At 65.8% G+C, this 25660-nt stretch carries 23 protein-coding genes; 8 read left to right on the forward strand and 15 right to left on the reverse strand.

The window, feature by feature from the left end; genetic code table 11:
- Positions 1-21: 21 nt before the first annotated feature.
- The 9 genes from MU553_RS20290 to MU553_RS20330 form a co-directional block, all read right to left on the reverse strand.
- Positions 22-1476 (reverse strand): proton-conducting transporter transmembrane domain-containing protein, encoded by a 1455-nt coding sequence (locus tag MU553_RS20290; RefSeq protein ID WP_247381127.1) that lies wholly within the window; start codon positions 1474-1476, stop codon positions 22-24.
- Positions 1469-1840 (reverse strand): sodium:proton antiporter, encoded by a 372-nt coding sequence (locus tag MU553_RS20295; RefSeq protein ID WP_345893413.1) that lies wholly within the window; start codon positions 1838-1840, stop codon positions 1469-1471. The genes MU553_RS20290 and MU553_RS20295 overlap by 8 nt, the downstream gene beginning before the upstream one ends.
- Positions 1837-2304 (reverse strand): MnhB domain-containing protein, encoded by a 468-nt coding sequence (locus tag MU553_RS20300; protein ID WP_247381129.1) that lies wholly within the window; start codon positions 2302-2304, stop codon positions 1837-1839. The genes MU553_RS20295 and MU553_RS20300 overlap by 4 nt, the downstream gene beginning before the upstream one ends.
- Positions 2301-2837, reverse strand: coding sequence for a DUF4040 domain-containing protein (locus tag MU553_RS20305; RefSeq protein ID WP_247381130.1), 537 nt, complete (start codon positions 2835-2837; stop codon positions 2301-2303). The genes MU553_RS20300 and MU553_RS20305 overlap by 4 nt, the downstream gene beginning before the upstream one ends.
- Positions 2834-3148, reverse strand: a complete 315-nt coding sequence (gene mnhG / locus MU553_RS20310) for a monovalent cation/H(+) antiporter subunit G (RefSeq protein ID WP_247381131.1) — start codon at positions 3146-3148, stop codon at positions 2834-2836. The genes MU553_RS20305 and mnhG overlap by 4 nt, the downstream gene beginning before the upstream one ends.
- Positions 3145-3435, reverse strand: a complete 291-nt coding sequence (locus MU553_RS20315; RefSeq protein ID WP_247381132.1) for a cation:proton antiporter — start codon at positions 3433-3435, stop codon at positions 3145-3147. The genes mnhG and MU553_RS20315 overlap by 4 nt, the downstream gene beginning before the upstream one ends.
- Entirely contained in the window at positions 3432-4334 is a 903-nt protein-coding gene (locus tag MU553_RS20320) for a Na+/H+ antiporter subunit E (RefSeq protein WP_247381133.1), read from the reverse strand. The genes MU553_RS20315 and MU553_RS20320 overlap by 4 nt, the downstream gene beginning before the upstream one ends.
- Positions 4335-4524: 190 nt before the next feature.
- Entirely contained in the window at positions 4525-4821 is a 297-nt protein-coding gene (locus tag MU553_RS20325; RefSeq protein ID WP_247381134.1) for a winged helix-turn-helix domain-containing protein, read from the reverse strand.
- A 198-nt stretch (positions 4822-5019) separates the two neighbouring features.
- Positions 5020-5166 carry a hypothetical protein gene (locus MU553_RS20330; RefSeq protein WP_247381135.1) on the reverse strand — a complete coding sequence of 49 codons (147 nt, stop codon included), beginning with the start codon at positions 5164-5166 and terminating at the stop codon, positions 5020-5022.
- Positions 5167-5447: 281 nt separating this feature from the next.
- On the opposite strand from MU553_RS20330, the gene MU553_RS20335 reads away from it, so the two are divergent.
- The 6 genes from MU553_RS20335 (at position 5448) to MU553_RS20360 (ending at position 14070) form a co-directional block, all read left to right on the forward strand.
- Positions 5448-7301: an ABC transporter substrate-binding protein gene (locus MU553_RS20335; protein ID WP_247381136.1), complete on the forward strand. Its 1854-nt coding sequence runs from the start codon at positions 5448-5450 to the stop codon at positions 7299-7301.
- 5 nt (positions 7302-7306) lie between these two features.
- Positions 7307-8290 (forward strand): ABC transporter permease, encoded by a 984-nt coding sequence (locus MU553_RS20340; protein WP_247381137.1) that lies wholly within the window; start codon positions 7307-7309, stop codon positions 8288-8290.
- Positions 8290-9465 (forward strand): ABC transporter permease, encoded by a 1176-nt coding sequence (locus MU553_RS20345; protein WP_247381139.1) that lies wholly within the window; start codon positions 8290-8292, stop codon positions 9463-9465. The genes MU553_RS20340 and MU553_RS20345 overlap by 1 nt, the downstream gene beginning before the upstream one ends.
- A complete protein-coding gene (locus MU553_RS20350; RefSeq protein WP_247381141.1) occupies positions 9462-10502 on the forward strand; it encodes an ABC transporter ATP-binding protein in 1041 nt (346 codons plus the stop codon). Before MU553_RS20345 ends, MU553_RS20350 begins: the two co-directional genes overlap by 4 nt.
- Complete coding sequence (locus MU553_RS20355) at positions 10499-11797, forward strand: ABC transporter ATP-binding protein (RefSeq protein ID WP_247381143.1); 1299 nt, start codon at positions 10499-10501, stop codon at positions 11795-11797. Before MU553_RS20350 ends, MU553_RS20355 begins: the two co-directional genes overlap by 4 nt.
- A gap of 227 nt (positions 11798-12024) precedes the next feature.
- Positions 12025-14070 (forward strand): hypothetical protein, encoded by a 2046-nt coding sequence (locus MU553_RS20360; RefSeq protein WP_247381145.1) that lies wholly within the window; start codon positions 12025-12027, stop codon positions 14068-14070.
- A 72-nt stretch (positions 14071-14142) separates the two neighbouring features.
- Here the strand turns inward: MU553_RS20360 and MU553_RS20365 are convergent, their stop codons facing one another.
- The gene (locus MU553_RS20365; RefSeq protein WP_247381147.1) at positions 14143-14787 is read right to left on the reverse strand and encodes a twin-arginine translocation signal domain-containing protein; all 645 of its coding nucleotides are present in this window, start codon (positions 14785-14787) and stop codon (positions 14143-14145) included.
- 413 nt (positions 14788-15200) lie between these two features.
- On the opposite strand from MU553_RS20365, the gene MU553_RS20370 reads away from it, so the two are divergent.
- Positions 15201-17813 (forward strand): PAS domain S-box protein, encoded by a 2613-nt coding sequence (locus tag MU553_RS20370; protein ID WP_247381149.1) that lies wholly within the window; start codon positions 15201-15203, stop codon positions 17811-17813.
- A gap of 243 nt (positions 17814-18056) precedes the next feature.
- Entirely contained in the window at positions 18057-19028 is a 972-nt protein-coding gene (locus MU553_RS20375) for a DUF7282 domain-containing protein (protein WP_247381151.1), read from the forward strand.
- A gap of 79 nt (positions 19029-19107) precedes the next feature.
- On the opposite strand, the gene MU553_RS20380 is transcribed toward MU553_RS20375, so the two are convergent.
- The 5 genes from MU553_RS20380 to MU553_RS20400 all read right to left on the reverse strand — a co-directional run bounded on the left by MU553_RS20380 (position 19108) and on the right by MU553_RS20400 (position 25527).
- Positions 19108-21096: an aldehyde ferredoxin oxidoreductase family protein gene (locus tag MU553_RS20380; protein ID WP_247381153.1), complete on the reverse strand. Its 1989-nt coding sequence runs from the start codon at positions 21094-21096 to the stop codon at positions 19108-19110.
- 190 nt (positions 21097-21286) lie between these two features.
- Entirely contained in the window at positions 21287-21715 is a 429-nt protein-coding gene (locus MU553_RS20385; protein WP_345893425.1) for a VOC family protein, read from the reverse strand.
- 1 nt (position 21716) lies between these two features.
- A complete protein-coding gene (locus MU553_RS20390) occupies positions 21717-22835 on the reverse strand; it encodes an alpha/beta hydrolase family protein (RefSeq protein WP_247381157.1) in 1119 nt (372 codons plus the stop codon).
- A gap of 7 nt (positions 22836-22842) precedes the next feature.
- Positions 22843-24429, reverse strand: coding sequence for an ABC transporter permease (locus MU553_RS20395; protein ID WP_247381158.1), 1587 nt, complete (start codon positions 24427-24429; stop codon positions 22843-22845).
- Complete coding sequence (locus tag MU553_RS20400) at positions 24430-25527, reverse strand: ABC transporter substrate-binding protein (RefSeq protein WP_247381159.1); 1098 nt, start codon at positions 25525-25527, stop codon at positions 24430-24432.
- Positions 25528-25660: the final 133 nt, after the last annotated feature.

Here is a 25660-nt window from a genome sequence, read left to right on the forward strand (position 1 = left end):
CTGGTACTAGCGACGCGGTGGTCACGGCTGTCCGCCCCCGATCGCCGGCAGCAGCAGTTCCACGAGGCCAGCGGAAACGAGTCCAAGGCCAAGGGCAACGAGCGCCGCGATGACGCCAGTCGCGACCATCCCGACGCTGACGGCCCGCTGGTCGAGTCGGCCGGCAGCGTCCTCGAAGTACATGCGCTGGAGCAGTCGGGCGAAGTAGGCCAGCGACAGAACCGTGCTCACGAGGACGGCGCTCCCGACGACCCACGCCCCGCTCCGGAGCGCGCTCACCGCCACGTACCACTTGCCGAAAAAGCCGATGAGCGGCGGAATTCCGATGAGGCCGAGCACGAGCGTCGCGAACGCCGCGCTCGTGATCGGGAGGGAGTCGGCTGCGCCGGCGTACTCGTCGACGGTTCGGGCGCCGTAGGCGGTCTCGACGACGCCCGCGGCGGCGAACGCCCCGCTCTTCATGACGGCGTGGCCGACGAGGTGGACGACGCCGCCGACGACGCCGAGTCGCGTGCCCAGCGAGAGCCCGGCGACGCCGATCCCGAACTGCGAGATGCTCGAACACGCCAGCAACCGGCGGACGTCTCGCTGGCGGAGCGCCAGCACCGCGCCGGCGACGATGCTGACGACCGCCGTCGCCTGCAGCGCAGCGACGAGGCCCGGAGTGCTCGCGAGGAACCGCAGCGTGAACGCCGAGATCACGAGTCGGACGAGCGCGTACGCGGCGATCGTCGAGACGAGGGCCGCGAGCACGGCGGTAAGACCCGCTGGCGCTGCCCGGTAGGCGTCGGGCTTCCAGGTGTGGACCGGGTACAGCGCGATCTTCACGCCGAGGCCGGCGGCGATCAGCCCGAAGGCGCCGAGGACGAGTCGGTTCCCGTAGCCGACGGCCGGGAGCGTCCGCGCCAGCGCGTCCATGTTCAGCGTCCCCGTGCCGAAGTAGAGGTATCCGATACCGAGCAGATACAGCGACGCCCCGACGGTTCCGAGCAGCAGGTACTTCAGCGCCGCCGGCGCCGCGTCGGGCCCATCCCCGAGCGCGACCAGCGCGTAGGCGCTGAGACCGCTGATCTCCAGAAACACGTAGAGGTTGAACACGTCGCGCGTGATGCAGATGCCCGTCAGCCCGGCGATCAACAGCAAGTACAGGCTGTAGCCGGTCGCCGATCGGGGGCCACCGCGCCGGGTGTAGGCCAGCCCCCATAGCCCCGCCACTGCGACGAGCAGGACGAAAGCGGCCGAGAGCCTGTCGACGGCGAGCTCGATCCCGAGTACTGCCGGCAGTCCGCCGACGACGAGCCGCATGGGTCCAGAGGTCACGACCGCCCACGCCACCCAGCCGGCGAGCCCGGTCTGGGCGAGGAGCCCGACAACGGCGACCGGCCACCCGACCCGGTCGTACCGCCGGGCCAACACGGGGGGAACGACGGCCGCCACGAAGGGGACCGTCACGAGGAAGGGGAGCGCGTCACTCACGGTCGGCCACCTCGTCGGTCGGACGCTCGAGTTCGTCGGCTCGGACCGTGCCGCGTTCGGCGTGTATCCTGACGACGAGCGCGGCGGCCAGCGCGGTTACGCTCACGCCGACGACGATCGCCGTCAGGATGAGGACGTGCGGGAGCGGGTTCACGTACGGGCCGCCGGCGTCGCCGACGAGCGGCGAGCGACCCCCGGTCCGGACCGCGGCAGCGACGAACACGAGGAAGATCCCCGTCTGGAACAGGTTGAGGCCGAGCACCTTCTTGACGAGGTTCTCGTCGTCGATCAGGACGTACAGGCCCGCGCCCATGAGGAACACGGCGACGACGTAGGGCGTTCGGTCGGCGAGCGGTCCGATCACCCGCTCTCACCTCGCGCCAACGCCAGGAACATCACGAGGATCGTCGCCGCGACCGTCGCGCCGATGCCCAGTTCCACGAGCTCGATGGCGTAGACGACCGCTTTCGGGACCGGATACGCCGTGAGGTCCAGATAGACGCGGTCGAAGACGAGCGCGCCGGTCGCGATGGCAGCGAAGACGAGGATTCCCGAGACGGCGGCCCCGGTCAGCCAGGCTGCGTCGAGCCACTGTCTGGTCTGGTCGATCCCGAACGCGAACGCGACTGTGATGAGGGCCGCGGCGACGATCACGCCGCCCTGGAACCCGCCGCCCACCGAGCTGGTCCCGTGGAACATGGTGAACAGCCCGAGCGTCACCACGAACGGCGTCAGGAGGCGAACCGTCTTCGTCACGACCGGACTGTCGAGTTCCCGCCTGCGGGGGCGGTCCGACTGCGAGCCGCCACCGGGCCGGTCCGTGGTCATCGGACCACCTCGCGGTCGAACACGGCGAGCACTGCGATCCCGGCAGCAAATACCACGACCACCTCGCCGAAGGTGTCGAAGCCGCGGAACGCGACGAGCACCGCGGTGACGACGTTCGTCACTCCGAGCGCCGGCGACCGAGCCAGGTACGCCGGGGCGACGCGCTGGAATCCGGGGGCGGTGGGATCGCCGACTGCCGGGAGCGACGGGACCGTCCACAGCACCACCGCGACGAAGCCGCCGACGACTGCCAGCGACTGCGGGCTGATTTCCGACTGCGACCGGAACAGTCCCGGCCGGCCGACGCCAGTGCGGAAGACGACGACCAGAAAGAGCGCCGTGGTGACGCCGGCGCCGACCGCGGCTTCGGTGAGTCCCACGTCGGGAGCGCGAAAGACGGCCCAGAGCATCGCCATTCCCAGGCTGTAGACGCCGAAGGCGACGATCGTCGCCAACGGATCGCTGAAGGCCGCGACCGTCGTCGCCGTGACGAGCAGCCAGACCAACAGCGCGACGACGACGGGATCGGTCACGTTCCCTCGTCACCTCCCGACGTCCAGGCGTCGTATCCCTCCACGTCGGCAGCGTGAACGATCGCGTGCGTCGCGGTCGGCGTCGTCACGAACACGAAGCCGACCAGGAACAGAAGCTTCGTCGTGTCGTCGCCGCCGCTGGCGAGAATCGCCCCTCCGATGGCGAACAGCGTCCCGAGCGTGTCGCCTTTCGACGTTGCGTGGGCTCGCGAGTACAGATCCGGCAGCCGGAACAACCCGAGCGTGGCGATCCCGAAGAACAGCACCGCGCCGCAGACACAGAGCACCACGGCGAGTTCGAGGAGCGTCACAGAAACCCTCCCCGTTCGATGGCGTACTTCGCGAGCCCGATCGAGAGGAGGAAGTTCAGCAGCGCGTACACGAGCGCGATGTCGAGCAGTCCGGACTCGTCGAGGCCGACCGCGAGGAACGTGAGCACGACGACCGTCGCGGTGCCGATCCCGTTGACGGCGACGACCCGATCCGGCAGCGTCGGTCCGCGGATCACCCGGTGAAAGGCGAGGAGCGCCAGTGCGATGACGGCGACCGCCGCGGCGACCATCGCGTCGTCGACGAGCGCCGGCTCGGTCCCGCTCATTCGTCGACTCGACCGCCGTTTGCTCGCGCTCTCTGGCGGCCCCCAAAGACGAACCGCACCGCACGTTCGAGAGTACCGTCGCGGAGCGCACCCCTCGCCGACGCTGTGAGCGTGTGGACGACGAGCGACGACTCGCCGACGTCGACGGCGACCGTCCCGGGGGTCAGCGTGATGCTGTTCGCGAGAACGGCCCGTTCGAGGCTGGACTCGGCCTCGATCGCGACGTTCTCGACCGACGGATCGATCGGAAGCCGCGGATCGACGAGCACGACCGCCAACCAGAGGTTCGCCTTGGCGATCTCCCAGACGAGATAGGGGACGAACAGCGTCGCCCTGGCGAGTCGCGGGAGCGTCCGCTGGACCGTCGGCGCCGCCGTAAACGTGACGCGTGATAGCAGGCGGGCCACGGCAGCGGCGCAGGCGATACCAGTTACGACGTCGAACGCGTTCACGTGGCCCAAGAGGAGATAGAACGCGAACGCGAGCCCGAAGATGGTCACCCCTTGGGCGAGACCGGGAGCGCGTCGGAGCCGTCGCCGCCGTCGGGCGTGGGCTGACGACGGTGGGTACACGCGAATCGGTGCGTCCGCAGTCCGGGAGCGAAGGTCCGCGATCGCAACGGGGGCCGCTGGATCGACGACGACCACGTCCGGTCGTTCGGTCAGGAGACGCGTCGTCAACCGCTCCACGCTGAACGGGGAAACTATCTCGACGGCGGCCTCCCACCCGTGGTTGTTCACGACCGTTTGCACCCGACTCGCGACGGCCCGATCCGGGCAGAGGACGGTCGCGATCCCTCGCTCGTCGTCCAGTCGCTGAGAGGCCTCGATAACGGTTTCGTCCAGCGACGACGAATCCGTCACGATCGCGGCGACGCGAACGGGCCGCTCAGCCACCACGGCGTCGCACCTCCACGAGCCGTGACCGCGTCGTGCAGGAGGGAGATCCTCCGCGAACACAGATTCTCAGAGACATCTCGTCCGTGTGAACTCCCGTTCTCCAGTGCATGCCGCTGTGTGCATCGGGCAGGGCGACTCGTCCCGATCGCACTGTCGTCGGCCGTGGCTCGCTCCACCGTCAGCGGCCGTGCTACTCGGAAGGCTTGCCCATGTCGACCATCTCCTCGGAGACGATCCGGCTCCAGACCTCGCTGCCGCGGTCCGAGATGCCGTACACGCGTCCTTTGCGCCGTTCTTCGGACACGAGCAGTTCCACGAGTCCACGGTCCTGCAACCCCTGGAGTGCGCGCGAAATGTGGGCGATCCCGAGATCGCTATCGTTCGCAATCCGTGAGGGCGTTGCTGGTCCGTCGGCGAGACGCCGGAGGACTGCGACTCTGTACTGCGAACTAATTACGAAGCTGATGTCGTCCCAGTTGTCAGTCATAAGTATATCATATCTGTGCCAGTTTTTGCTGTACGATGGCGGGACCGCGGTTCTACGTGCTACACATAGACGACAACAATCAAAAGGGTGTGTACGAGGTGCTTGCGAGAGACTCGTGTCTCTCACCGTGTGTATCACTCACAATGGACGATTCCGCGTCTCGTCAGCTTCCGCGAACAGCGTGGACACACGTGAGACTTACAACTCGTAGCAGGCGATCTCGTCGGACCGGCAGGACGGACAGCGACGCACCGAGTGGTCGAGGGTCGTCCCGCAGTCGCGACACTCGTAGAGATCACCGGACTGTGTTTCGTGCTGGAACACGTTCCGGAGACGTTCGATCATAGCTCAACACGTGACCGAGATGGGCTAATAAGTACGCCACGCGGCCTGAAAGTGTAACCGCCAGACGGAAGGCGGTCACCGAGGCGCCGTCAGACGATCGTCAGACGCTGGCCGAAACCGAACGGGATCGCCAGTGGGGACAGTCCACCGCCGAATGGGTTTCTTTCTTTCCGCCCGGACGTGTGGGGAAAGATAGCAAGCGCATTTATCCGATTCTGCCATATCCTGTCCCATGGTATTCGGTACCGGCCAACAAACTATTCGCGGGCCGGGTTCTGGTGATGAGGGCTAGATCGCCGATCGGCGACAGCGGATCGGAGCGGTTGAAATTCCCGCGTCGACGCGACTTCCTTCGACTGCTCGGTCTCGCGGGAACCGCAGGCATGGCTGGCTGCAATTTCGGCGGTGGTCAGTCGGGAACGGGGTCGACCGGCGGCGCGCCCTCGGGTACCCGAGCCGTGCGCGGAGAGTGGGTCGAAGGCGCCGCGACGGACGCGGAGTCGTTGCTCTGGATTCAGGTGGCCGACGCCGCGTCGGCCGCCCGCGTCGGGACGGCCCTGGACGGTGCCTACGCGGTGACGACCGACGAGGAGGTGTTCCCGCTCTGGCTGGCCCTCGCGACCGACGACGAGCGGGTGTACGAGTGTCGAGTCCGTGACGGACTCCGGTGGAGCGACCCCTACGGGGAGATGACCGCCGAGGACTGGGTGTACATGATTCAGAACGTGTTCCAGGCGCCGGACAACTGGGCGGGCTACACCGACCAGGGAAGCTGGCAGCGCAACGGCGAGTTCATTCCAGTGGTGAAAACCGGCCGGCGAACCTTCGAGATTCGGCTGCCCGACCCCGACCCGGCGTTCCCGATGCGGCCGATCCTGTGGGGGTCGTTCTGTCTCCCGAAAGGACTGCTCGAACGATACGTCTCCGACAAGGACGTCGAAGGGCTGAAACGCGACCGCGAGATCCAGACCCTCGCCTACAGCGGGAACCTGGGACCGTACACCTTCGAGCGGTGGAATCGCGAGTCCGAGTTCGTCGCCACCCGCAACCCCGACTACTACATGCACGAGGCCGCCGACGTCCCCGAGACGTGGCGGGACGCCCCGTATTTCCAGCGGTACGTTTTCAAGGTCATCCCCGAGGAGAGCATCCGCCTCTCGGCGCTACAGACCACCGAAATCACGTCGACCAGCATTCCACCGGCCAAGGTCACCCAGTACGAGAGTCTGCCCTCTGTCCAGGTGCAGCAGGCGCCCCAACCGTTCAATCTGCTGCTCATCTACAACCAGCGAGCCAACGGCTGGCGACCGTTCCGGCGACGAGCGGTCCGGCGAGCACTGTCTTACGTGGTGAACAAGGAGGCGATCGTCGACTCCATCCTGCGCGGCCACGCCCAGGTCGCACACACCTTCCAGCCGCAGTGGTCCGACTGGTACGACGATTCCCAGGTCGAGGAAACCGGCGTCGGTGAGCAATACGATCCGCAGACGGCCCGATCACGGCTCGCCGACGCGCTCCCGGACCGATTCGGGTACGACGGCGGCGACCTCGTCGGCCCTACCGGACAGCAGGTCAGCCTCACACTGGTGTACCCGGTGGGCACCGAGACGACGAAAACGACGGTCGAGTACGTCGCCCAGGCCTACGGCAAGGTCGGGATCGACGTCGCGCTCGAAGGCGTGCAGTTCAACACGCTGCTCCGGAAGTACGCCCAGAACAGCTACCGGGGGAGCGGGTCGCCACCGTGGCAGACCGGGCCGTTCAACGCCGGCCCCCGGAACGCAGCCACCAGCCAGGAACCCTGGGACATGCTGTACGGGATCGCGTTCAACACGTATCCGCGGACGCCCACCGCCACGCGCGGGTTCTGGGAGCGGCGCGGCGACACCAACTTCTTCGGGTACTACCCCGAGGCGGACCTGGCGTCGCTGTTCGACACCGCCGGGACGACGACCGACGACGCGGTCCGCCAGGAGGCACTCACGGAAGCGTTCGGCGTGCTCTCGCGGGATCAACCCTGCAACTTCGTGAACTTCGAGGAATCGATCACCGGCTACCAGGACGAGATCGCCGGGTTCGGGCCCACCGACTTCGGGTACGGCTGGGACGCGACGACCTGGTACGCGGCGGGGTGATTCAGATGGGTAATCTCGGGCTCACCTGGTACATCGTTCGACGGGTCGCCTGGGCGGGGTTCGTCTCCGTTCTGATCCTGACGGTGACGTTCGTCCTGCTGGCGGTGACGCCGAACGCTCAGGCGGCGGAACTCCAGTTCCAGGCCGCGCAGGGCACCGGCGACGCCGCGTCGGCCGAGCAGGCGTTCGAACAGGCCCGCGGCCTCGACCAGTCGCTCTGGGAGCGCTACACCGACTACATGACTAACCTCGCGACCGGCAATTGGGGGTGGTCCGATACGCGCTCGCAGCCGGTCGTCCAGGCGATCATGGAGGCGTACCCGTACACGCTGATGTACACCGTCCCGGCGATTCTCATCTCGACGATTCTCGGACTCGGGATCGGGCTGTACTCGGCGACCCACCGGTACACGAAACTCGACTACGTCGGCACCTTCGTCGCCTTCTTCGGGCTGTCGATCCCGAACTTCTGGTTCGGCATCATCCTCCTGCTGGTGTTCGGCGTCACCCTCGGCTGGGTGCCCGTTCTGTTCGACCCGACAGTGCCAGTGTTCTCGTGGGCGAACGTCGTCCAGCTCGTCCTGCCGGTGTTCGTCCTGACGACCGGGACCATCGCCAGCGAGATGCGCTACGCCCGTGCCGAGGCCCTGGAGTACGTCCGCGCCGAGTTCGTCAAGACCGCCCGCGCCAAGGGGGCCGACGAGAACCGCATCCTCCTCCGACACATCCTCCGGCCGGCGCTCGTGCCGCTCTCGACGATCCTCGTCGGCGACCTGCTGGGCCTGTTCCTGACGGCCTCGTATCTCGTCGAGATCGTCTTCGGCATTCCTGGATTGGGTCGGCTGAGCCTCGACGCACTCCTCAACCAGGACACGGCGCTCGTGCTGGGGACGACGCTGATCCCGGTGTTCGTCGCCGTCATCGGCAACCTCCTGCAGGACATCGCGTACACGATCCTCGACCCGCGCATCGACTACGGTGATCGCTGATGACGGGCGCGACCGATCCCGATCAGGTTCGCTTCGAGGACGTCGACTGGGACGCACTGGACGGCAGGCGCGTTCCCGTCTCCCGCCGGACGCTCGCGATGGGTGCCGTCGTGCTCGTCCTCGCCGCCGTCTTCCTGTACGACTTCTTCCTGGTACCGACCGGCACGCCGACGATCCCCGGACTCGGGTGGAACGTCACACAACTCGACTGGCTGTTCGTTCTGACACTGCTCGCGCTGCTGTTCTACGTGGTCGTTCCCCTCGTTCGCAACCGGCGGTTGACGATGCACTACTGGCGCCAGTTCCGGAAGAACAAGGCCGCCGTCGCCAGCCTCGCGTTCCTCGCCGTGATCTTTACCGTCGGCACGTTCGGCCCGCTCGTCATCGCCCGGCCGGAACTGAACGTCCTCAACGCCTACCAGCCGCCGGTCTGGACGTCCGTCTCGGAGACGGTGCCCGTCGAGTGCGCCGGGCCGGTCGTCGACGGCGCGTGTCACGGCACGTGGGCGCACCCGCTCGGGACGACCGGCCAGGGCAAGGACATCCTGACGCTGATGGTGTTCGGGATGCGCGTGAGCATGCAGGTGGGTCTCATCGCGACGCTGCTGATCGTCGTCATCGGGACGGCGGTCGGCACGACGGCCGCCTACGTCGGCGGCCTCGTGGACGAGGCGCTGATGCGCTACGTCGACATCCAGCTGACGTTCCCGACCTTTTTCCTCTATCTCCTGCTCGTGTACCTCTTCGGCGGGAGTCTCTTCCTGCTCATCGTCATCTTCGGGCTGACGAGCTGGGGCGGGATCGCCCGCCTGGTCAGGAGCGAGGCGCTGCAACGCCGCGAGGAGGAGTACGTCGACGCGGCGGTCGCCGCCGGGGCGAGCAAGACACGGATCATCACCAGACACATCGTCCCGAACGTCTCGAACACGGTCATCACGGCGGCGACGCTGACGATTCCCGGCCTCATCCTCGCCGAGGCGGCGCTCTCCTTTATCCAACTCGGCGACCCGGCCATTCCCTCGTGGGGGCAGGTCATCGCCACCGGCCGCGGCGACCTCTATACCGCGTGGTGGATCTCGACCATCCCCGGCGTCTTCCTGTTCCTGACGATCCTCGCGTTCAACTTCCTCGGGGAGGCGCTCCGAGACTCGCTCGATCCAAGGGTGGAACAATGAGCGATCCGCTCCTCTCGGTGCGCGACCTCGAAACCGTCTTTCACACCGACGAGGGGACCGTCCGCGCGGTCGACGGCGTCTCCTTCGACGTGGGGCGGGGTGAGATCGTCTGTCTCGTCGGCGAGTCGGGCAGCGGCAAGACCGTCACTGCCGAATCCGTCACCCGGCTGGTCGAGACCCCGCCCGGCGAGATCAGCGGTGACGTGCTGTTCGACGGTGCGGACGTGCTGGCGATGACCGACGGCGAACTCCGGGCCCTCCGGGGCAACCGCATCGGCCACGTCTTCCAGAACCCCCAGGGCGCGCTCAATCCCGTCTACACCGTCGGCTGGCAGCTCGTCGAAGCGATCCGCCTCCACCAAGACGCCACTCGTCGGGAGGCCCGCGAGCGGGCCGTCACGCTGCTCGATCGCGTCGGGATTCCGGAAGCCGCCGGTCGGTTCGACGACTACCCCCACGAGTTCTCCGGCGGGATGAAACAGCGGGTCGTCATCGCGATGGCGCTGGCGTCGAACCCCGACCTGCTCATCGCCGACGAACCGACGACGGCCCTCGACGTGACGACGCAGGCCGGCATCCTCCAACTGCTCGTCGATCTCCAGGACGAGTACGACCTGAGCGTCCTCCTCATCACGCACGACCTGGGCGTCGTCGCCGCCGTCGCCGACCGCGTCGTCGTCCTGTACGCCGGGAAGGTGATGGAACGAGCCACCGTCACCGCCCTGTTCGACGACCCGGCCCATCCGTACACGCGGGCGCTCCTCCGGTGTCTGCCGCGGCCCGGCCGACAGATGGAGGCCATCGGTGGCGACCTCCCGGACCCGAACGACCCGCCGGCCGGCTGTCGGTTTCATCCGCGCTGCCCCCACGCCATCGAGGAGTGCCGGCAGGGCGAACAACCGCCGTTGTACGACGTGGCGGCCGACTCGGCGCACGCCGCCTCCTGCGTCTACTACGGGCCGAATCACGACCCGACGGCGATCCGAGACGCGGAGACTGAATTTGCCCTCGACGGCAACAGTGGTGAGTTGCCGTGACAGACCCGCTCCTGTCGGTCCGCGATCTCACGAAGCACTACCCGGTCACGTCGGGGTGGCTCCGTCGTGAGACGGGGCAGGTCCGCGCCGTCGACGGCATCAGCTTCGACCTCGACGCCGGCGAGACGCTCGGCCTGGTAGGCGAGTCCGGGTGCGGGAAATCGACCGCCGCCCGCTCGCTCCTCCGAATCGAGGAGCCGACGGCCGGCGAAGTGTATTTCGACGGGGCGGACGTCATCGAGTTCGACAAGGCCGAACTGAAGCGGTTTCGCCGGCGTGCGCAGCTGATCTTCCAGGATCCCACGTCGAGTTTCGATCCGCGGATGACGGTCGGCGAATCCGTCGCGGAGCCGCTCCGCGTTCATGGAATGCGCGACCGGTCGCGCCGGCGAGCGATCGTGACCGACCTCCTGGAGCGGGTCGGCCTCGACGCCGACGACGCCGACAGGTACCCCCACGAGTTCAGCGGCGGCCAGAAACAGCGCATCGCGCTCGCCCGCGCGCTCGTCGTGAACCCCGATCTGATCGTCGCCGACGAGCCCGTCAGCGCGCTCGACGTGTCGATCCAGGCGTCGATTCTCTCGCTGCTCGAATCTGTCCAGAAAGAGTTCGATCTCGCCGTCCTGTTTATCAGTCACGACATGGGGATCGTCAGGGAGGTCTGTGACCGCGTCGCCGTGATGTACCTCGGCGAGATCGTCGAGCAGGGGCCGACGGCCGGGGTCTTCGAGAATCCGGGCCACCCGTACACCCGAGAACTCCTCGCGTCGATTCTCCGACCGGATCCGCGGCAACGACACCACCTGTCGGGCCTCACGGGGGACTTGCCTGACCCGGCAGATCCACCTCCTGGCTGTCGATTCCACACGCGTTGTCCGGCGGTCATCCAGCCAGCGGACCTCGACCTCGATCAGGAGAACTGGCGTGCAGTGATGGACGTTCGCGTCCACCTCCGCGACGAAGGGATCGATCTGGCCTCACTTCGAGAACTCGTTGGGGGCGAGGCAGACCGACAGGTCGGGACCGACGACGTGCGGTTGAAGCGACGGATCCGCGAGGAGTTCGACATTCCCGAACGACTAGAGGATCCCGCGGCCGATGGGGCACTCGACGACGCACTCGACGCCGTCGTCGACGACGACGTCGAGGCGGCTCGGGACGTCCTCGCTGCTGCGTTCCCGACTCCGTGCGAAGCTGACCGGCCTGCTCACTACGCGATCGACGACGATCACCACGCTGCCTGCCTTCTCCACGACGAACGGTTCCTGGCCGAACCCGAAGCCGCCGACGATTGATCGCGAGTCACCCCGGCCACCTGTCTCCGTCCACCGCTGTAGTTTATTTGCCCACGAAGGTACTAACCTACGCATTTCGCGGTAGCACGCTCCGTGACGCTAGCGGTTTCACTCCTATCTGGCATGGAGGAATCTCCGCCTCTAGCCACTTCGATAGCACTTTCCTTCCAAGGCATACAATCGCGATGATACGCATTTCAGTTGGCACGTTGAACTACGGACGGACCATGCCAGAGGATACCAATTCGCACGGGCTCGAATGGCTGAGACGAAGCGTACTCAAAGGGATGGCGGCCACCGGCGTCGCGACCGTGGTGCCGACGGCGACGGCACAGGAAAACGGGCAGGGCGACGACACCGTCATCACAACCGACGAACAACCGCAACTACCGGACGCACAGCAGCGGATCGACCTGGCCGAACGGGTCGGGCCGCGAGACTTCCACGAAGAGAACTACGAGATCATCAACGTCCACCGCCGAAAGGAAGCGGTGCAGACGCTGTTGCGCGACCCGGAGGTCAACCGCGTTGCGAGCAACTGGATCGCGCACTTCATCAGTTACGAGGCGCTGACGAACCACCTCGACGCGGTGAGCATCCAGGGACCGACGGACTATACCGTCGACGGGAGCCTCGAATCGGGGACGTTCAACGTCACGGCGGTCAACCGGCAAACGATCTACGGGCTGATCGATCGACGCCGGAACGAGATTGTCGCACTCCAGATCAACGACCCCACCGACGTCTCGTGGACCGAGGAGTACACCGACGAGGAGGTCCGGCGCGGCCAGGTCATGCTCGACCAGCAGGAGGTCCAGCAGTACGTCCAGGGAAAGGACTTCTGGCCGATGTTCAAGGTCGCCGAAAGCATCACGAGCGGTCGCGGCCTCGCGCACTACGAGATCTCGACCATCATCTTCTACGTCGTGGACCAGGACAGCGTCAGCGTCGTCTCCGGCTTCCTCGACGTCCGGGAGGAGGGCAATCCTCAGTTCATGAAGGCGTACATCGTCGACGACTTCATCCGGTATCCGGTCCAGGAGATGGCCCGCCAGACCGCCACGAACGAGCAGACGGTCCTCGACCAGGTTCCGAGCGTTCCGGTGGAAAACCGGCCGATGAAGACCGCCAACAACGGGTTCCACCGGTTCGAGACGCTGCCCGACCAACAGTTCCAGCAGAACAACTGGAGCGTTCGGTGGGAACCGCCGGAGACCCAGGGGGTGACCTTCTGGGGTCAGTACAACGGCAAGCCAGTGTTCAAAACGATGAACGCGATGGCGACCCCGACGGCGTACGGCCTCCCACCGCGCGAGGGCCGTAACACTCGCGAGTGGTACTTCCCGGACGACGAACCGGTGATCAACGGTCACCACATCTTCTGGGACGTCCACAGCATCCCCTTCGGCGGTCCCGGCCAAATGGCGAAGATCGACTACCCCGAACGCCGTGGGCATCCCTCGGGGTTCCAGTTCCGGACCCACTACCACACCGGGGCACAGGGCCGCGGGAGCGTCGACTTCCACTCCGGCGCGCAGTTCGGACCGTACAACTACAACATCTCCTACGAATTCTTCGAGGACGGCCGGATGATCCCCATCTGGCGCCGGCACGGACCCGGCTACCTGGTGGAAGCGCTCCGCAACTACGGCGTCCCCGAGGACTGGGAGGGCGAGGAGATCGTCGTCCAGCAGTATCTTCACCAAACGGCCCTGGAACCCACGCCGGGGACGACCGACGGGGGCGTCCAGACGCAACTATTCGACGGGGAGGAGTGGACCACTCCCGAGGAGGAGTTCTACCACGTTGGCGAACCCGGCCAGAAGCTCCGGTTCTCGAACCCCAACGGGAGCGAACAGATCGACGTGCCGCTGAACCGGGACCTAGAGGTCGTGGTCGTCCGCCCCAACTCCGACGAAATCGGTCCCGCACAGGACCAGGTGACCCGAACCAAGGACAGGGAGGTCGAGGCCGCGTTCTACCACCCCGCACAGTACGTCGACGGCGAGCAGATACAGGACCAGCGGGTCATCTTCTGGCTCATCATGGAAGCGTCGATGGACGAGGTGCCCCACCCTGCGGGCGTCACCGGCTACGTCGCCCAGGCCGAGCTGCAGTTGAACGGCTACGGCGACGGCGAGCAGACGCCCACCGGAACGGCCACTGAGACGCCGGAAGGAACGCCGGGCGGAACACCGACGCAGACGCCGACCGAAACGCCGGGTGGAACCCCGACTGAGACGCCTGGCGGATCACCGACCGAAACCCAATAACGTACCAACAAGGCGGCTCCCGAGATCGGTGGCGGCTACTCGGGAATTCCGTCGCCTCTTTTTCGGGCAGCGTCAGCCGCTCGTGCTGTTGCCCGCCCCGGAGCCACCCGAGAGCGTGACGTCGCCGACCATCGACGTCGGATGGATGGGACAGATGTACTGGGCCATCTCGTCGGTCGCAGTGAACTGGACGGCTTGCGCGGCGCCTTCCTCGGTGACGATTCCGGTCGTCGAGACGAGGGTACCATCCTGAGCGCCACCACCGGCCGTCGCGGTGCCGGTCTCGGTCGCCGGACTGCCCGTCGCATTGCCACCAGACGGCGTGCTCGCCTGCCCTCCATCCGCGAACAGTTGTTGGACGGTCTGCTGGTCGACGGGAATCGGTTGCAGCACCTGGAGTGCACTGCCGGCCGAATCCCGAATCTCGAAGTTGTGGGCTGCCCCATCGAGATTCTGCCAGTACAGTCGATAGGTACTGCCGGCTTCGAGCGAGAGCGTGGGATTCCGCTGGCCGTCGATGTCCGTCGGTGCCGCGCCCTGCCAGCCTTCGATCCGACCACCGAGCGCGAACGTCGTCGCGACGTCCTGTGTCTGAGCGTCCTGCAACAGAACCGTCTCGGCTCCGACCGCACCGACGAGTGCGCCCGTGACGCCGACGGACTGGAGGAACCCCCGCCGGGTCTCGTTCGTTTTCTCTTTGTCGAGATTCTCTGGCATACGGTATCATATTTCACGCCACTGCCGGTAGGGGATTGCGATAGTTCTTGCTTGACGGATCGTCTATTGAAAGTGACTGAACAGGTAAGTCCGAACTTACGTCTGCACCGAACCCCCGAGCGTTCTCGGCGCGGTCTCGCGGTCCACCAGAATTAGGTAAGACGACGTTACCAATTGACATTACTCCATCGGTGAGGGACTCCGAGACCCTCTAGAGAGGCGTGTCTCCCTTTGCCGTGAATAGCAGCCAGACATAGCTGCAAATGTGAAGCAACGGGAGGATGGAACTGAGGGGTAAGACGCGTTGAATGCACCGCAGTATTTTCCACTCGATCGACATTCAACGACGGTGGCGTCGTGAGTCGACGATCGATCAGTTGCCTTTTAGCAATCTAACGACAACCGACAGTATTGTGATCGAGACCGACGCGGACGTGATTCGGGATTTTTTCGAGGGGATGAACGATGCCGTCCTCGTCGTCGATCTCCAGGGGTCCTTCATCGCTGCCAACGACGCGGCCGTCGAGCGGTTCGGATACACGCGTGAGGAACTCCTCTCGCGCGGGCCGCGAGATCTGACGACGCCCGCGGAAGCAGCGAAGGTCGCGGACCGGATCGCGAACGTCGAGGAGAACGAGACCCTCGTGTTCGAGACGGTCCAGCAGACGAAACAGGGCCGGAAAATTCCCGTCGAGATCAACGCGAGTCGGATTTCCTACGACGGCGAGCCAGCGATTCTCAGCGTCGCCCGAGATATCTCCGAACGGCGGGAGTACCGACGCCAGATCGAAGCCTTACACGACGCGACCCAGCAGCTCCTCGACGCCGAGACGACGGACGAAGTCGGGGAGATCGCCGTCGCGGCCGCCGAAGACCTCCTCGGATTCCCGATGTCGTCGGTCTGGGCGCCCGCCGAGAACGGGTCGACGCTCGAGCTCGTGGCGAACTCCACGGAGCACCAGCAGTTGCTCGACGACGCGGGAACCCCGTCACCGACGCATCCGAAAGGAAACTGGCTCTGGGACGTGTTCGAGGCGGGCGAGACGATCGTCCGCGATCCGATTCCGGCCGAGGATCTGGCGGCGGACGTGCCGCTCCACTCGGCGATTTTCGTGCCGCTGGGTGATCATGGCGTCCTCTCCTGTGCCGCGGACGGACGCACTGACTTCGACGAAAAGGACGAGACGGTCGCGACCCTGCTCGGCCAGAACGTCACGGCAGCGCTCGATCAGATCGAACGGAACCGCCAGCTCCAGGCGGAGCGAGAGAAGTACCGGACGCTCGTCGAGAACAGCAACGACGCGATCGCCGTCGCCCAGCAGGGCCAACTCGTGATAGTGAACCAGGAACTCGCCGAGATGATCGGTGCCGACTCGCCGGCCGAGATGGAAGGCGACTCGTTTCTCGAGTACGTGGCGCCCCAGTCACGAGCGGAAGTGACGAAACGGTATCAGGCCTGGCTCGACGGAGAGGACGCCCCACGACGCGACGAGATGACGATCCAGGCCCACGACGGGTCCGAGATCGTCGTCGAGTACAACGTCTCGCCGATCACGTTCGACGGCGACCTCGCGCACCTGGCCATTCTCAGAGACGTGACCGAACGGCGGAAACGCGAAGACCGCCTGCGCCGTCGAGAAGCACGGTTCCGGACGATGTTCCAGAGCCACAGCGCCCCCATGCTACTGATCGATCCCGAGTCAGGTTCGATCGAGGACGCAAACGAGGCCGCGGCCGCGTTCTACGGCTACTCGAGCGACGAGTTACTGTCGAAGACGATCCAGGACATCAATCGACTCTCCCCGGAAGCGGTCGCGCGGGAACGCGAACGAGCAGAGAAGGCGGACCGCAACCACTTCGTGTTCGATCACGAACTGGCGACGGGCGAGGTGCGAACGGTCGAGGTCCACTCGTCACCGATTACGCTCGCCGACGAGGAGCTACTGTTTTCCGTCATTCACGACGTCACCGACCGGGTCGCGTACGAACAGGAACTCGAACGCTACAAAGAACTCATGGAGAACGTCCCAGTCGGGATCTACCGGAACACGCCCGGAGAGGACGGCGAGTTCATCGAGGTGAACCCCGCGATGGTGGACATGTTCGACGCGGACTCCGAAGCGGACCTGCTCGATCACGCCGTCAGCGACCTGTACGCGACGCCCGAACGGCGCGAAGAGTTCTCCGACCACCTCCTCGAGACGGACCCCAACAGAAAAGAGGAGGAACTGCGGCTCGAGACGCTCTCGGGAACGGAGTTCTGGGGATCGGTCACGGCGTTCGCCACGGAAACGGACTCCGGCACGTATTTCGACGGCGTTATCCAGGACATCACGGCCCGCAAAGAGTACGAAGACCGCCTCGAAGAGCAACGGGACAACCTCGACGTCCTCAATCGCGTCGTCCGCCACGACATCAGGAACGACTTGCAGATCGTCCTGGCGTACCTCGATCTGCTCTACGACTACGCCGACGACGACGCACACCAGTTCATCGACACCGCTCTGGAGAGTACGAAAAACGCCGTCGATCTTACGAAGACGGCCCGCGACATGGCGGAGGTGATGCTGAAGAGCGAACGGGACCTAGAGCCAGTCGAGGTGCGGCGGGTCATCGAGCGAGAACTCGACGAGATTCGGGCAACACACACGGATGCGGTCGTCAAGGTCGACGGCTCGCTCCCGGACGTGTCGGTGGTGGCGAACGACCTGCTCGACTCCGTGTTCCGGAACCTCTTCAAAAACGGAATCCAGCACAACGACAAAGACGTGCCGGAACTCGTCGTCTCGACGACGCAGACCGACGACTCCCTGTTGGTCTCGGTCGCGGACAACGGCCCGGGCGTCCCCGACAGCCAGAAGGACGCGATCTTCGGGAAGGGAGAGAAAGGACTGGAAAGCGAAGGCACCGGCGTCGGGCTGTATCTCGTCAGTACACTCGTCGACTCCTACGGCGGTGAGGTGTGGATCGATGATAACGAACCTGAAGGCGCAGTTTTCACCGTGGAACTCCTGATCGCGGACTGATCATCGAAGACTGCTCCTAACGTCGACATTGCGCCGTCGTCCGTCACCGTTTGCGACCAGACAGACCGACGTGAGGCATCGATCGCAGTCTCTGGCACGATCGGGTCGAGGAGCCGACGATCACCCAGGTGACTGGCCGTCAGGGAGTAAGTCGACCGAAACGCGGACTAACAATCGGTTATCGAAAAAACGGTTGCGCGGATTTATCGCCCGGACTGGACGACGTGACAACAGGGTTCGGACATGGTACCACAGCAGTCACAGCGATCCTCCTGTATCGGGGCTTCGACGCGGCGTGGCGTGTTGCGCGGGTTGGCCGCGACAGGACTGCTCGCCGGCGTGAGCGGGACCGCCGGTGCGGTCGCCGATTCGAGGAGCCGACAGCAGAACGATGGGACAGCGCAGGGCGAGCCAGCGCCGTTCGCGTCGATCGAGTTCACCAACCAATCGACGGACGGGACGACGGTCGTCGTCGATTCCACCGTGCTCTCGGCGGGCGGTTTCGTCACCATCCACGATCTGAGCCTCTTCGAGGCCAAGCCACTCGAGAGCGTCGTGGGCGTCTCGGCGTACCTCGATCCCGGCAGCCACTCGGACGTGTCCGTGCAGTTGTTCGACGTGCCGGGGCGGACCATCGACCAGCAGGCCATCGACGAACCGATGCCGCTGATCGCGATGCCACACGCCGACTCCAACGACAACCAGACGTACGAATTCGTCACGAGCGAAGGCAACGAGGACGCCCAGTACGTCCAGGCCGACCTGCCAGTGGTCGACCTCGGGTTCGTCTCACCGGGCGACGCGCCGGCCGGGGACCAAGCACAGTTCGCCAGCCTCGACTTCGAGAACCAGTCGGTGACGGACAGTACGGTCACCGTCGGCGAGGTCGTGCTTTCGGACGGGGGATTCGTCGTCTGCCACGACGCGCGGCTCTTCCAGGGGCAGGCCTTCGAGAGCGTCGTGGGCGTCTCGGCGTACCTCGATCCCGGCAGCCACACCGCTGTCGAGGTTCAGCTCGACGATCCCAGTGCGATTACGACCGTGGAATTCCCGCCGGCACCGCCGCTCATTCCGATGCCTCATCGCGACACGAACGGCAACCAGTCGTACGACTTCTCGACCTCTCAGGGGCAGGAAGACGGGCCGTACGTCTCGGCGGGGCAGCCGGTCGTCGATCTCGGATTCGTTGCGGGCAGCGACTCCTCGGGGAGCTGACGACTGGCTCCGACGCGTGACGAAAAATCCGGATTCGAGAGGTCAAAGTGCCCGGACGGGCCGCCCAGCTGGGCGCCGATCAGTCGTCGCCCGTCGCGGCGGCGCCTTCGCTGCTGACGCCCGTTCCGGGGCCGACTTCGATGCCGAGTTCGTCGAGTTTCTCGTCGGGAACGACGCCGTCGACCCAGCCGCGCACCTCGTAGTACTCCTCTTTCATCTCGTCGAGTTCGCAGAGTTCGCCTTCGCTGCCGCCCTGGCCGGGGATCGCGTGCTCGTCGCCCTCGACGAACCGGTTCGGCAGGGTGTCGTCGTCGCCGTCGAAGCCGACGAGGTTGTTGTAGTAGCGTTCAAGGTTGTACACGCGCTCGCCGGCCTGCATGAGTTCGTCCTCGCTGACGTCGCGGCCGGTCATGCCGTTGTACTGGAGGACGTACTCCTCGATGCCTTCGGCGAAGGCGTTGAACTTGCAGATGTCGAACGAGTCGCTGATGGCGTGGAGATCCTGGAACAGCGCACAGATCTCGCCTTTGCCCTCCCACTCGTAGGGGTCTGCCTTCTCCGGAATGCCCAGGATCTCCGCCGCGGGCGTGTACCCGCGCAGGTGGCAGGCGCCGCGGTTCGAGGTGGCGTAGCCGATGCCCATGCCCTTCATACAGCGCGGGTCGTACGCTGCGATGGCCTGGTTCTTGACCGTCAGCGTGTTCGTCATGTCGCCGAACTCGCTGGCGAGGTGCTCCTGGCCCTCGGCCATGTGGTCCGCGAGTTCGGTCTCGCGGTGGCCGATCTTCTCGATCATGTCGATGATCGCCTCGGCGTCGCCCCACTCGATGCCACCGGGAGACTTCGTCTCCCGAGCCTCCGAGTCTCCCGACTCGGAGACGTCGTCGAGTTCGTCGAGCCCGCCTTCCTCGGTCAGCTCCATCGCGAGGGCCATCATGTTCCCCGTCTCGATGGTGTCGATGCCCACGTCGTTACACCGGTCGATCATGACGGCGATGCCGTCCCGGTCGTCGTTCATGGAGTTCGGGCCGAGCGCCCACGCGGACTCGTACTCGTAGGACTCCATCTTGACGTTCATCTCCTCGCCCTTGTGCATGGTCTGGACTTCGACCATCTTCTTGCAGGCGACCGGACAGGAGTGACAGGTGGGTTCGTCGACGAGGATGTTCTCGCGGACGTTCTCACCGGAGACCTTCTCCGAGTCGATGTTCGGCTCGTCCGGCGCGTCTTCGGCCTCCGAGTGCGTCGAAGTGTACACGCCGTTCTTGACCGGGAGGCCGTCCATCTCCTCGGTGATGTTCATCAGGACGTTCGTCCCGTACATCGAGAGGCCGCCCTCGTTGGGCGCAGTGACGTCCGACTCCTGGATGACCTGCATCGCCTGGCGGTGCCCCTCCTGGAAGGTCTCCTGATCGGCGGGCTTGGGCATCTTCGTGCCGGACTTGACGACGACGGCTTTCAGGTTCTTGTTGCCCATCACACAGCCCGTGCCGCCGCGACCCGAGGCGCGGTCGTCCTCGTTCATGATGCAGGCGTACTTCACCTCGTTTTCGCCGCCAGGCCCGATCGCCATTATCGAGAGGTTCTTGCCGTAGGCCCCCTCGACTTCCTCTTCCAGGGTGTCGCGCGTCTCGTGAACGCCCTTGCCCCAGAGGTGCGAGGCGTCCCGGAGCTCGACTTCGCCGTCCTCGACGAAGGCGTACACCGGGTCGTCAGCGCGCCCCTCGAACAGCAGCGCGTCGAACCCCGACCACTTGAGGCGAGCGCCGGACCAGCCGCCGTGGTGGGAGTCCGTTACGGTGCCCGTCAACGGTGATTTGGTGCAGATGGCGATGCGGCCGCTCATCGTCACCTGGGTCCCGGTGAGCGGCCCGTTCGTGAACGAGAGCAGGTTCTCCTCGCTGAGGGGGTCGACGTCCGGCCCCTGATCGAACACGTACTTGACACCGAGGCCCCGCGCCCCGATGTATTTCTTCGCGTCCTCGTCGGGGACGCTCTCGTACTGGACGTCTTCGTCCGAGAGGTCGATGCGTGCGACGTGATCTTGGAATCCACCGAGTTCTGTCATTGCTAGTCTCACCCATTACATACGGGCCAGAGCGTGTTAGTGGTTGCCACCCTTGTGAAACTGTATTCGGTTAAATTATTGGCAGTATTTCGGTTTTCACTTATTATTGTAAATCTAAATTAGTTACTTCGATACCTGTGTGTTCTGGCGCACGACGAGTGCGACAATTCCTACCTACGTGGGCAATAGCTCACGGAACCACGTCGTTGTGAGTGAGCAGCGATCGGTCTCGGTCAGCGGGCGTCTCGTACGTGATCACTTCCAGGAGGTTCCCGCTCGGGTCGAGGAAGTAGAACCCCTCGAAGTCGCTCCAGTCGTAGGGCCCCTGGTTGGGGAACTGCCCGTCGAGGCGGTCCATCAGGCGCTCGTACTCGTCGCGGTCGGCCTCGAAGGCGAGGTGTGCCTTGTCGAGGGGGTGGTCGATTCCCCGCTCGTCCCACCCGGCGGCCGATCCCGTTTCCGCGAGCGTCACCGTCGTGTCGCCGACCGTGAACATCGCGTGCTCGCCGCCGAAGTCGTCCGGTCCGCGAACGAGCGAGAGCTCGAGCACGTCGCGATAGAACTGGAGACACGCCGCCAGGTCGTCCACGTCGACGTTGACGTGGTCGACGCCCCGCACGTCACTCACCCCCAGCGGCGACGAGGCGGTCCCGAAGCCAGTCGGCCGCCCGCGGCCGATAGTCGTGAGCTTTGTTTTTACAGACGTGGTCGCCGTCCTCGTAGTACAGCAGTTCGCCGTTCGGAGCCTCGTGGGCGATGCGTTCGGTCTGGGCCGGTGGAATGACGTGGTCGTTCGCGCCAGCGATCAACAGCGCAGGCGCCTGGAGGTCCTCGATGCGGTCTCTGAGGTGCATCCGCTCGGTGATCCGGTCGACGTCGACCAGTGAGTCAGTCTTGCAGGCGTGCTCGAACCCCTCGATCAGCGACTCCGACTGATGACTGGTCACCGGCCCGACCGTGAACGGTCCGGAGAGGCCGACGCAGGCGTCGAATCGGTCGTCCGTCGCAGCGACCTGTGGCGCGTAGAACCCGCCCAGCGACACGCCGTAGATCCCGAGGCGGGTGGCGTCGAGTCCCGACACCTGCTCCGACTGCACTCGGTCGACGATCGCCGAGACGAACCGGGGATACGCCGGCGTCATGCGCTGGTGGTACCAGACTTCGCCCTGGCCCGCGCCGTCGACGGTGAGGGTCGCGACGCCACGGCGGTGGAAGTCAGACGCGCGGGTGTGTTGTTCTTCTTTGGTCGAGTCGAGCCCCGACAACAGGACGACCAGCGGCGACTCGTCGAGACCGTTGGGGTTCCGGTCGGGCACCCTGAGGTTGCCCGGGATCACGTAGTCGCCGTCGGGCGCTGGCGCCTCGATCCGTTCGATTGGCGGGTCGAAGTACGCCCCGGCCTGTCTGAACAGGGCGACGGCCCGTCTGTGCGCTCGTTCGCGTTCGTCCTCGTCGAAGAACCAAGCGAACGACCCGAAGTGGTAGTACATCGCCGCGCGCAGCAGGTGCTCGCTCGCCGTGATCTCGTTTCCGTGTTCGAGTGCATCCCGGCCGCGGTCGGCGTGTTCCTCGCCGACAGCGCTGAACGCGCGACACCAGTCCGGCCACGCGTCGATGTCCTGTTTGAGACGGTCGATGCCGCTGCTGTCGAGGCCCTTCGCCCGAAAGCGAGACCCCCATCGGTCGAACCGGTCGGCGACGTACGCCGAACCGCGGGTTGAGTCGTGTGAGTGAGTCATGAGTGTGTCACCATCGGAGCGATCGCTGGAGAAGTGTAGTGAGCGCGAAGAGCACGCTGCCACAGGCGAAGAGGACGGCGATCGCGCCGAAGGAAAGCGCCGGCTGGAAGGTGCGCGTCTGCTGGAGTACGAGCAGGCCGAGGCCGTCCGCGGCCACGAACCACTCGGCGACGATCGCCCCGGAGAGCCCGGTGACGATCGAGAGCTTACAGCCGGCCAGGAGCGTCGGCGCCGCGTACCGGAGCCGGACCAGCGCCGTTCGATGCGGGGGCGCTGCAACCAGGCGAAAGAGGTCCCGCTGGGTCTCGGGAAGCTGGCGGAGGCCGGTGGCCGTGCCGATGGCTATCGGGAAGAAGACGGCCGCAGCGACGAGGAGCGCGCCAGCGGCGAAGGAGACGCCGAACCACACCAGCAACACCGGCGCGAACGCGATCACCGGCATCACGCGGAAGCCGACGAGATACGTGTAGACGCCCGTCCGGAGTCGCGGGAACAGCGCTGCGACCGTGCCGACGGTGATGCCGACGGTCGCACCGAGCGCCCAGCCGGCTGCGAGTTTCTCCAGCGTCGCCACCGTCGCCGCGACGAACAGCGCCGGCGAGCCGAGGAGGACGTCGCCGACCGTCTGCGGCCCGGCCAGGAACAGACGCGCGTGGGGGACGGCCGTGGCTGCGGCCTCCCAGCCGACGGTGAGGGCGACCAGCGCGATCCCCATCACGACGCCAGTCGTCACCGCGCCGCCGCTGGACGCCGACTCGGGCGTCCAGAGTTGGTCGGTCGCGAACGCGTCACCGCCGGTGTCCCAGGAAACGGCGCGTTCCAGCGCGATGACGGCCACGAAGACCGCCAGACCGATCGCGATCAGGACGAGCATGTACCCGAACAGCAGCGCGGTGTCCAGTCGGTCGACAGCCGATACCATCCCGTGTCCGACGCCCTTCGAGGCGGCGAGGAACTCGGCGATGACGACGCCCTCGACGGCGAGCGGCGTGGCGATCTTCACTCCGGCGACCGCGCTGGGGAGCGCGTTCGGAAGGTGGACGTGAGCGAGCCGCTGCCAGCGAGTGGCACCGACCGACAGGAGTAGCGCCACCTGTTCCTCGGGGACGGACTGGAGCCCGTCGAGCGTGGCGACGACGACCGGGAAAAACGAGAGGATCGCAGCCAGGAGGATTCGCATCTCCAGGGTCGGCCCGAGGACGACGATGAACACCGGTGCGAACACCACGAGCGGGACGATCCGGACGGCGATCAGGAGGGGATAGAGGAACAGCCTGAGTCGGCGCGAGGCGGCCATACAGAACCCCAGTACCATCCCCACGGTGACGCCAGTCAGCCATCCCAGCACGATCTCGCCGCCGGTGTAAACCGCGTCGCGCAGCACGAGATCGGCGTGAGCGCTCACGGCAGCGGCGACGTCGAACGGCGCAGGTACCAGCACGGCCGGCAGTCCCGTCAGCCACACGACCGCCTGCCACCCGACGAGGAGAGCCAGCACCGCACCGGCCCCTTCGGCGCCGACGCGGACCCAGTCCGGCACTGCCACCGACGCCGGCCAGCCCACCTCGATCCGGTGGCGGGTGCGTTCGAGCATCTAGATCTGTGTCCGGTAGTCGACGTTGACACGGTCGGCGAAGTCGCCGATGGCCGGGGCCGACGTGTCGAGTGCGTCGTTCGACCAGGCGGCGTCGACGTCCATGTCGTCGGGAAGGATGCCGGCGGACGCGAGCGACCCGTGGACGCGCCGCCAGGTCTCGCCGGACTGCCAGCCCCAGCAGTGCTCGCGGACTGCGTCGGTCGCGATGAGGTGTTTCGCCGTGAACTTGATCTTCGTCACGCCGAGGTCGCGACTGCTCCGGAGGCTGGGCTGGGCGGCGATCATCGCGTCCTCGGCTGCCTGCGGATCGTTCGCCGCCGCTGCCCAGCCCCGCGCAGTCGCTCGCAGGAACCCACGGACGGCCTCCTGGTTGTCGGCGACGTACGACGGGCGTGCGAATACCGCGCGGCCGACCGTCGGGACGTAGTCCCCGACCAACAGCAACGACGCGTCGTACCCTTCCGTTTCGAGCGCCAACGCGTTCGAGAAGATGCCCGTCGCGACGTCCACGTTGCCGGCGAGCAGGTTCGACGTCTGTTGCTCGACCCCGACCGAGACGAGATCGACAGACTCGCTGATGTCCGCGGTCGCCAGCAGCGACTCCAGGTAGGTCTTGGTTTTCGCGGACCCGGAGACGACGGCGATGCGCGCCCCTTCGAGCTGACTGACGTCGGACAACGACCCGCCGAACGCCTCCTCGACGGTGAAGAGCGCGGCGTTCGAGGATTGCTGGGCGGCAGCGTACGACCGCACCGGCAGCTCCTTCGCACGCGCCTGCAACACCGCCACGCCGCTGCCGAGTCCGATCGCCGCGTTGCCCAGCCCCACCTGTTTGGTGGCGAAGCTCCCGCCCTGCCCGGGAACGAGATCCACGTCGAGTCCCTGGTCGGCGTAGAAGCCGCGGTCCTGAGCGACGAAGTACCCGGCCTGGGTCGGATTCGGCTTCCAGTTCAGGACGGCGCGAACACCCGTGGACGTGGACGTGTTCGACCCTGATCGCCCCAGCATCCCGTTACAGCCGGCGAGCCCTGCCGCGAGCGCCGTTCCACCGACGCGTAATGCCCGACGACGACTGGCGTCACGCACCCCGTGCATGAGATGTCCACACACGGGCTACACCCTTTTGAACATTTTCCGCTTTCCTTTTTATAAGCCGGCGTTTGGAACGCGGGGGCTGGAATAGCGTTTGCTTACAGGCGCGAACGATCGGCCACCGTTATCATGAGTA

The organism is Halorientalis brevis (assembly GCF_023077655.1).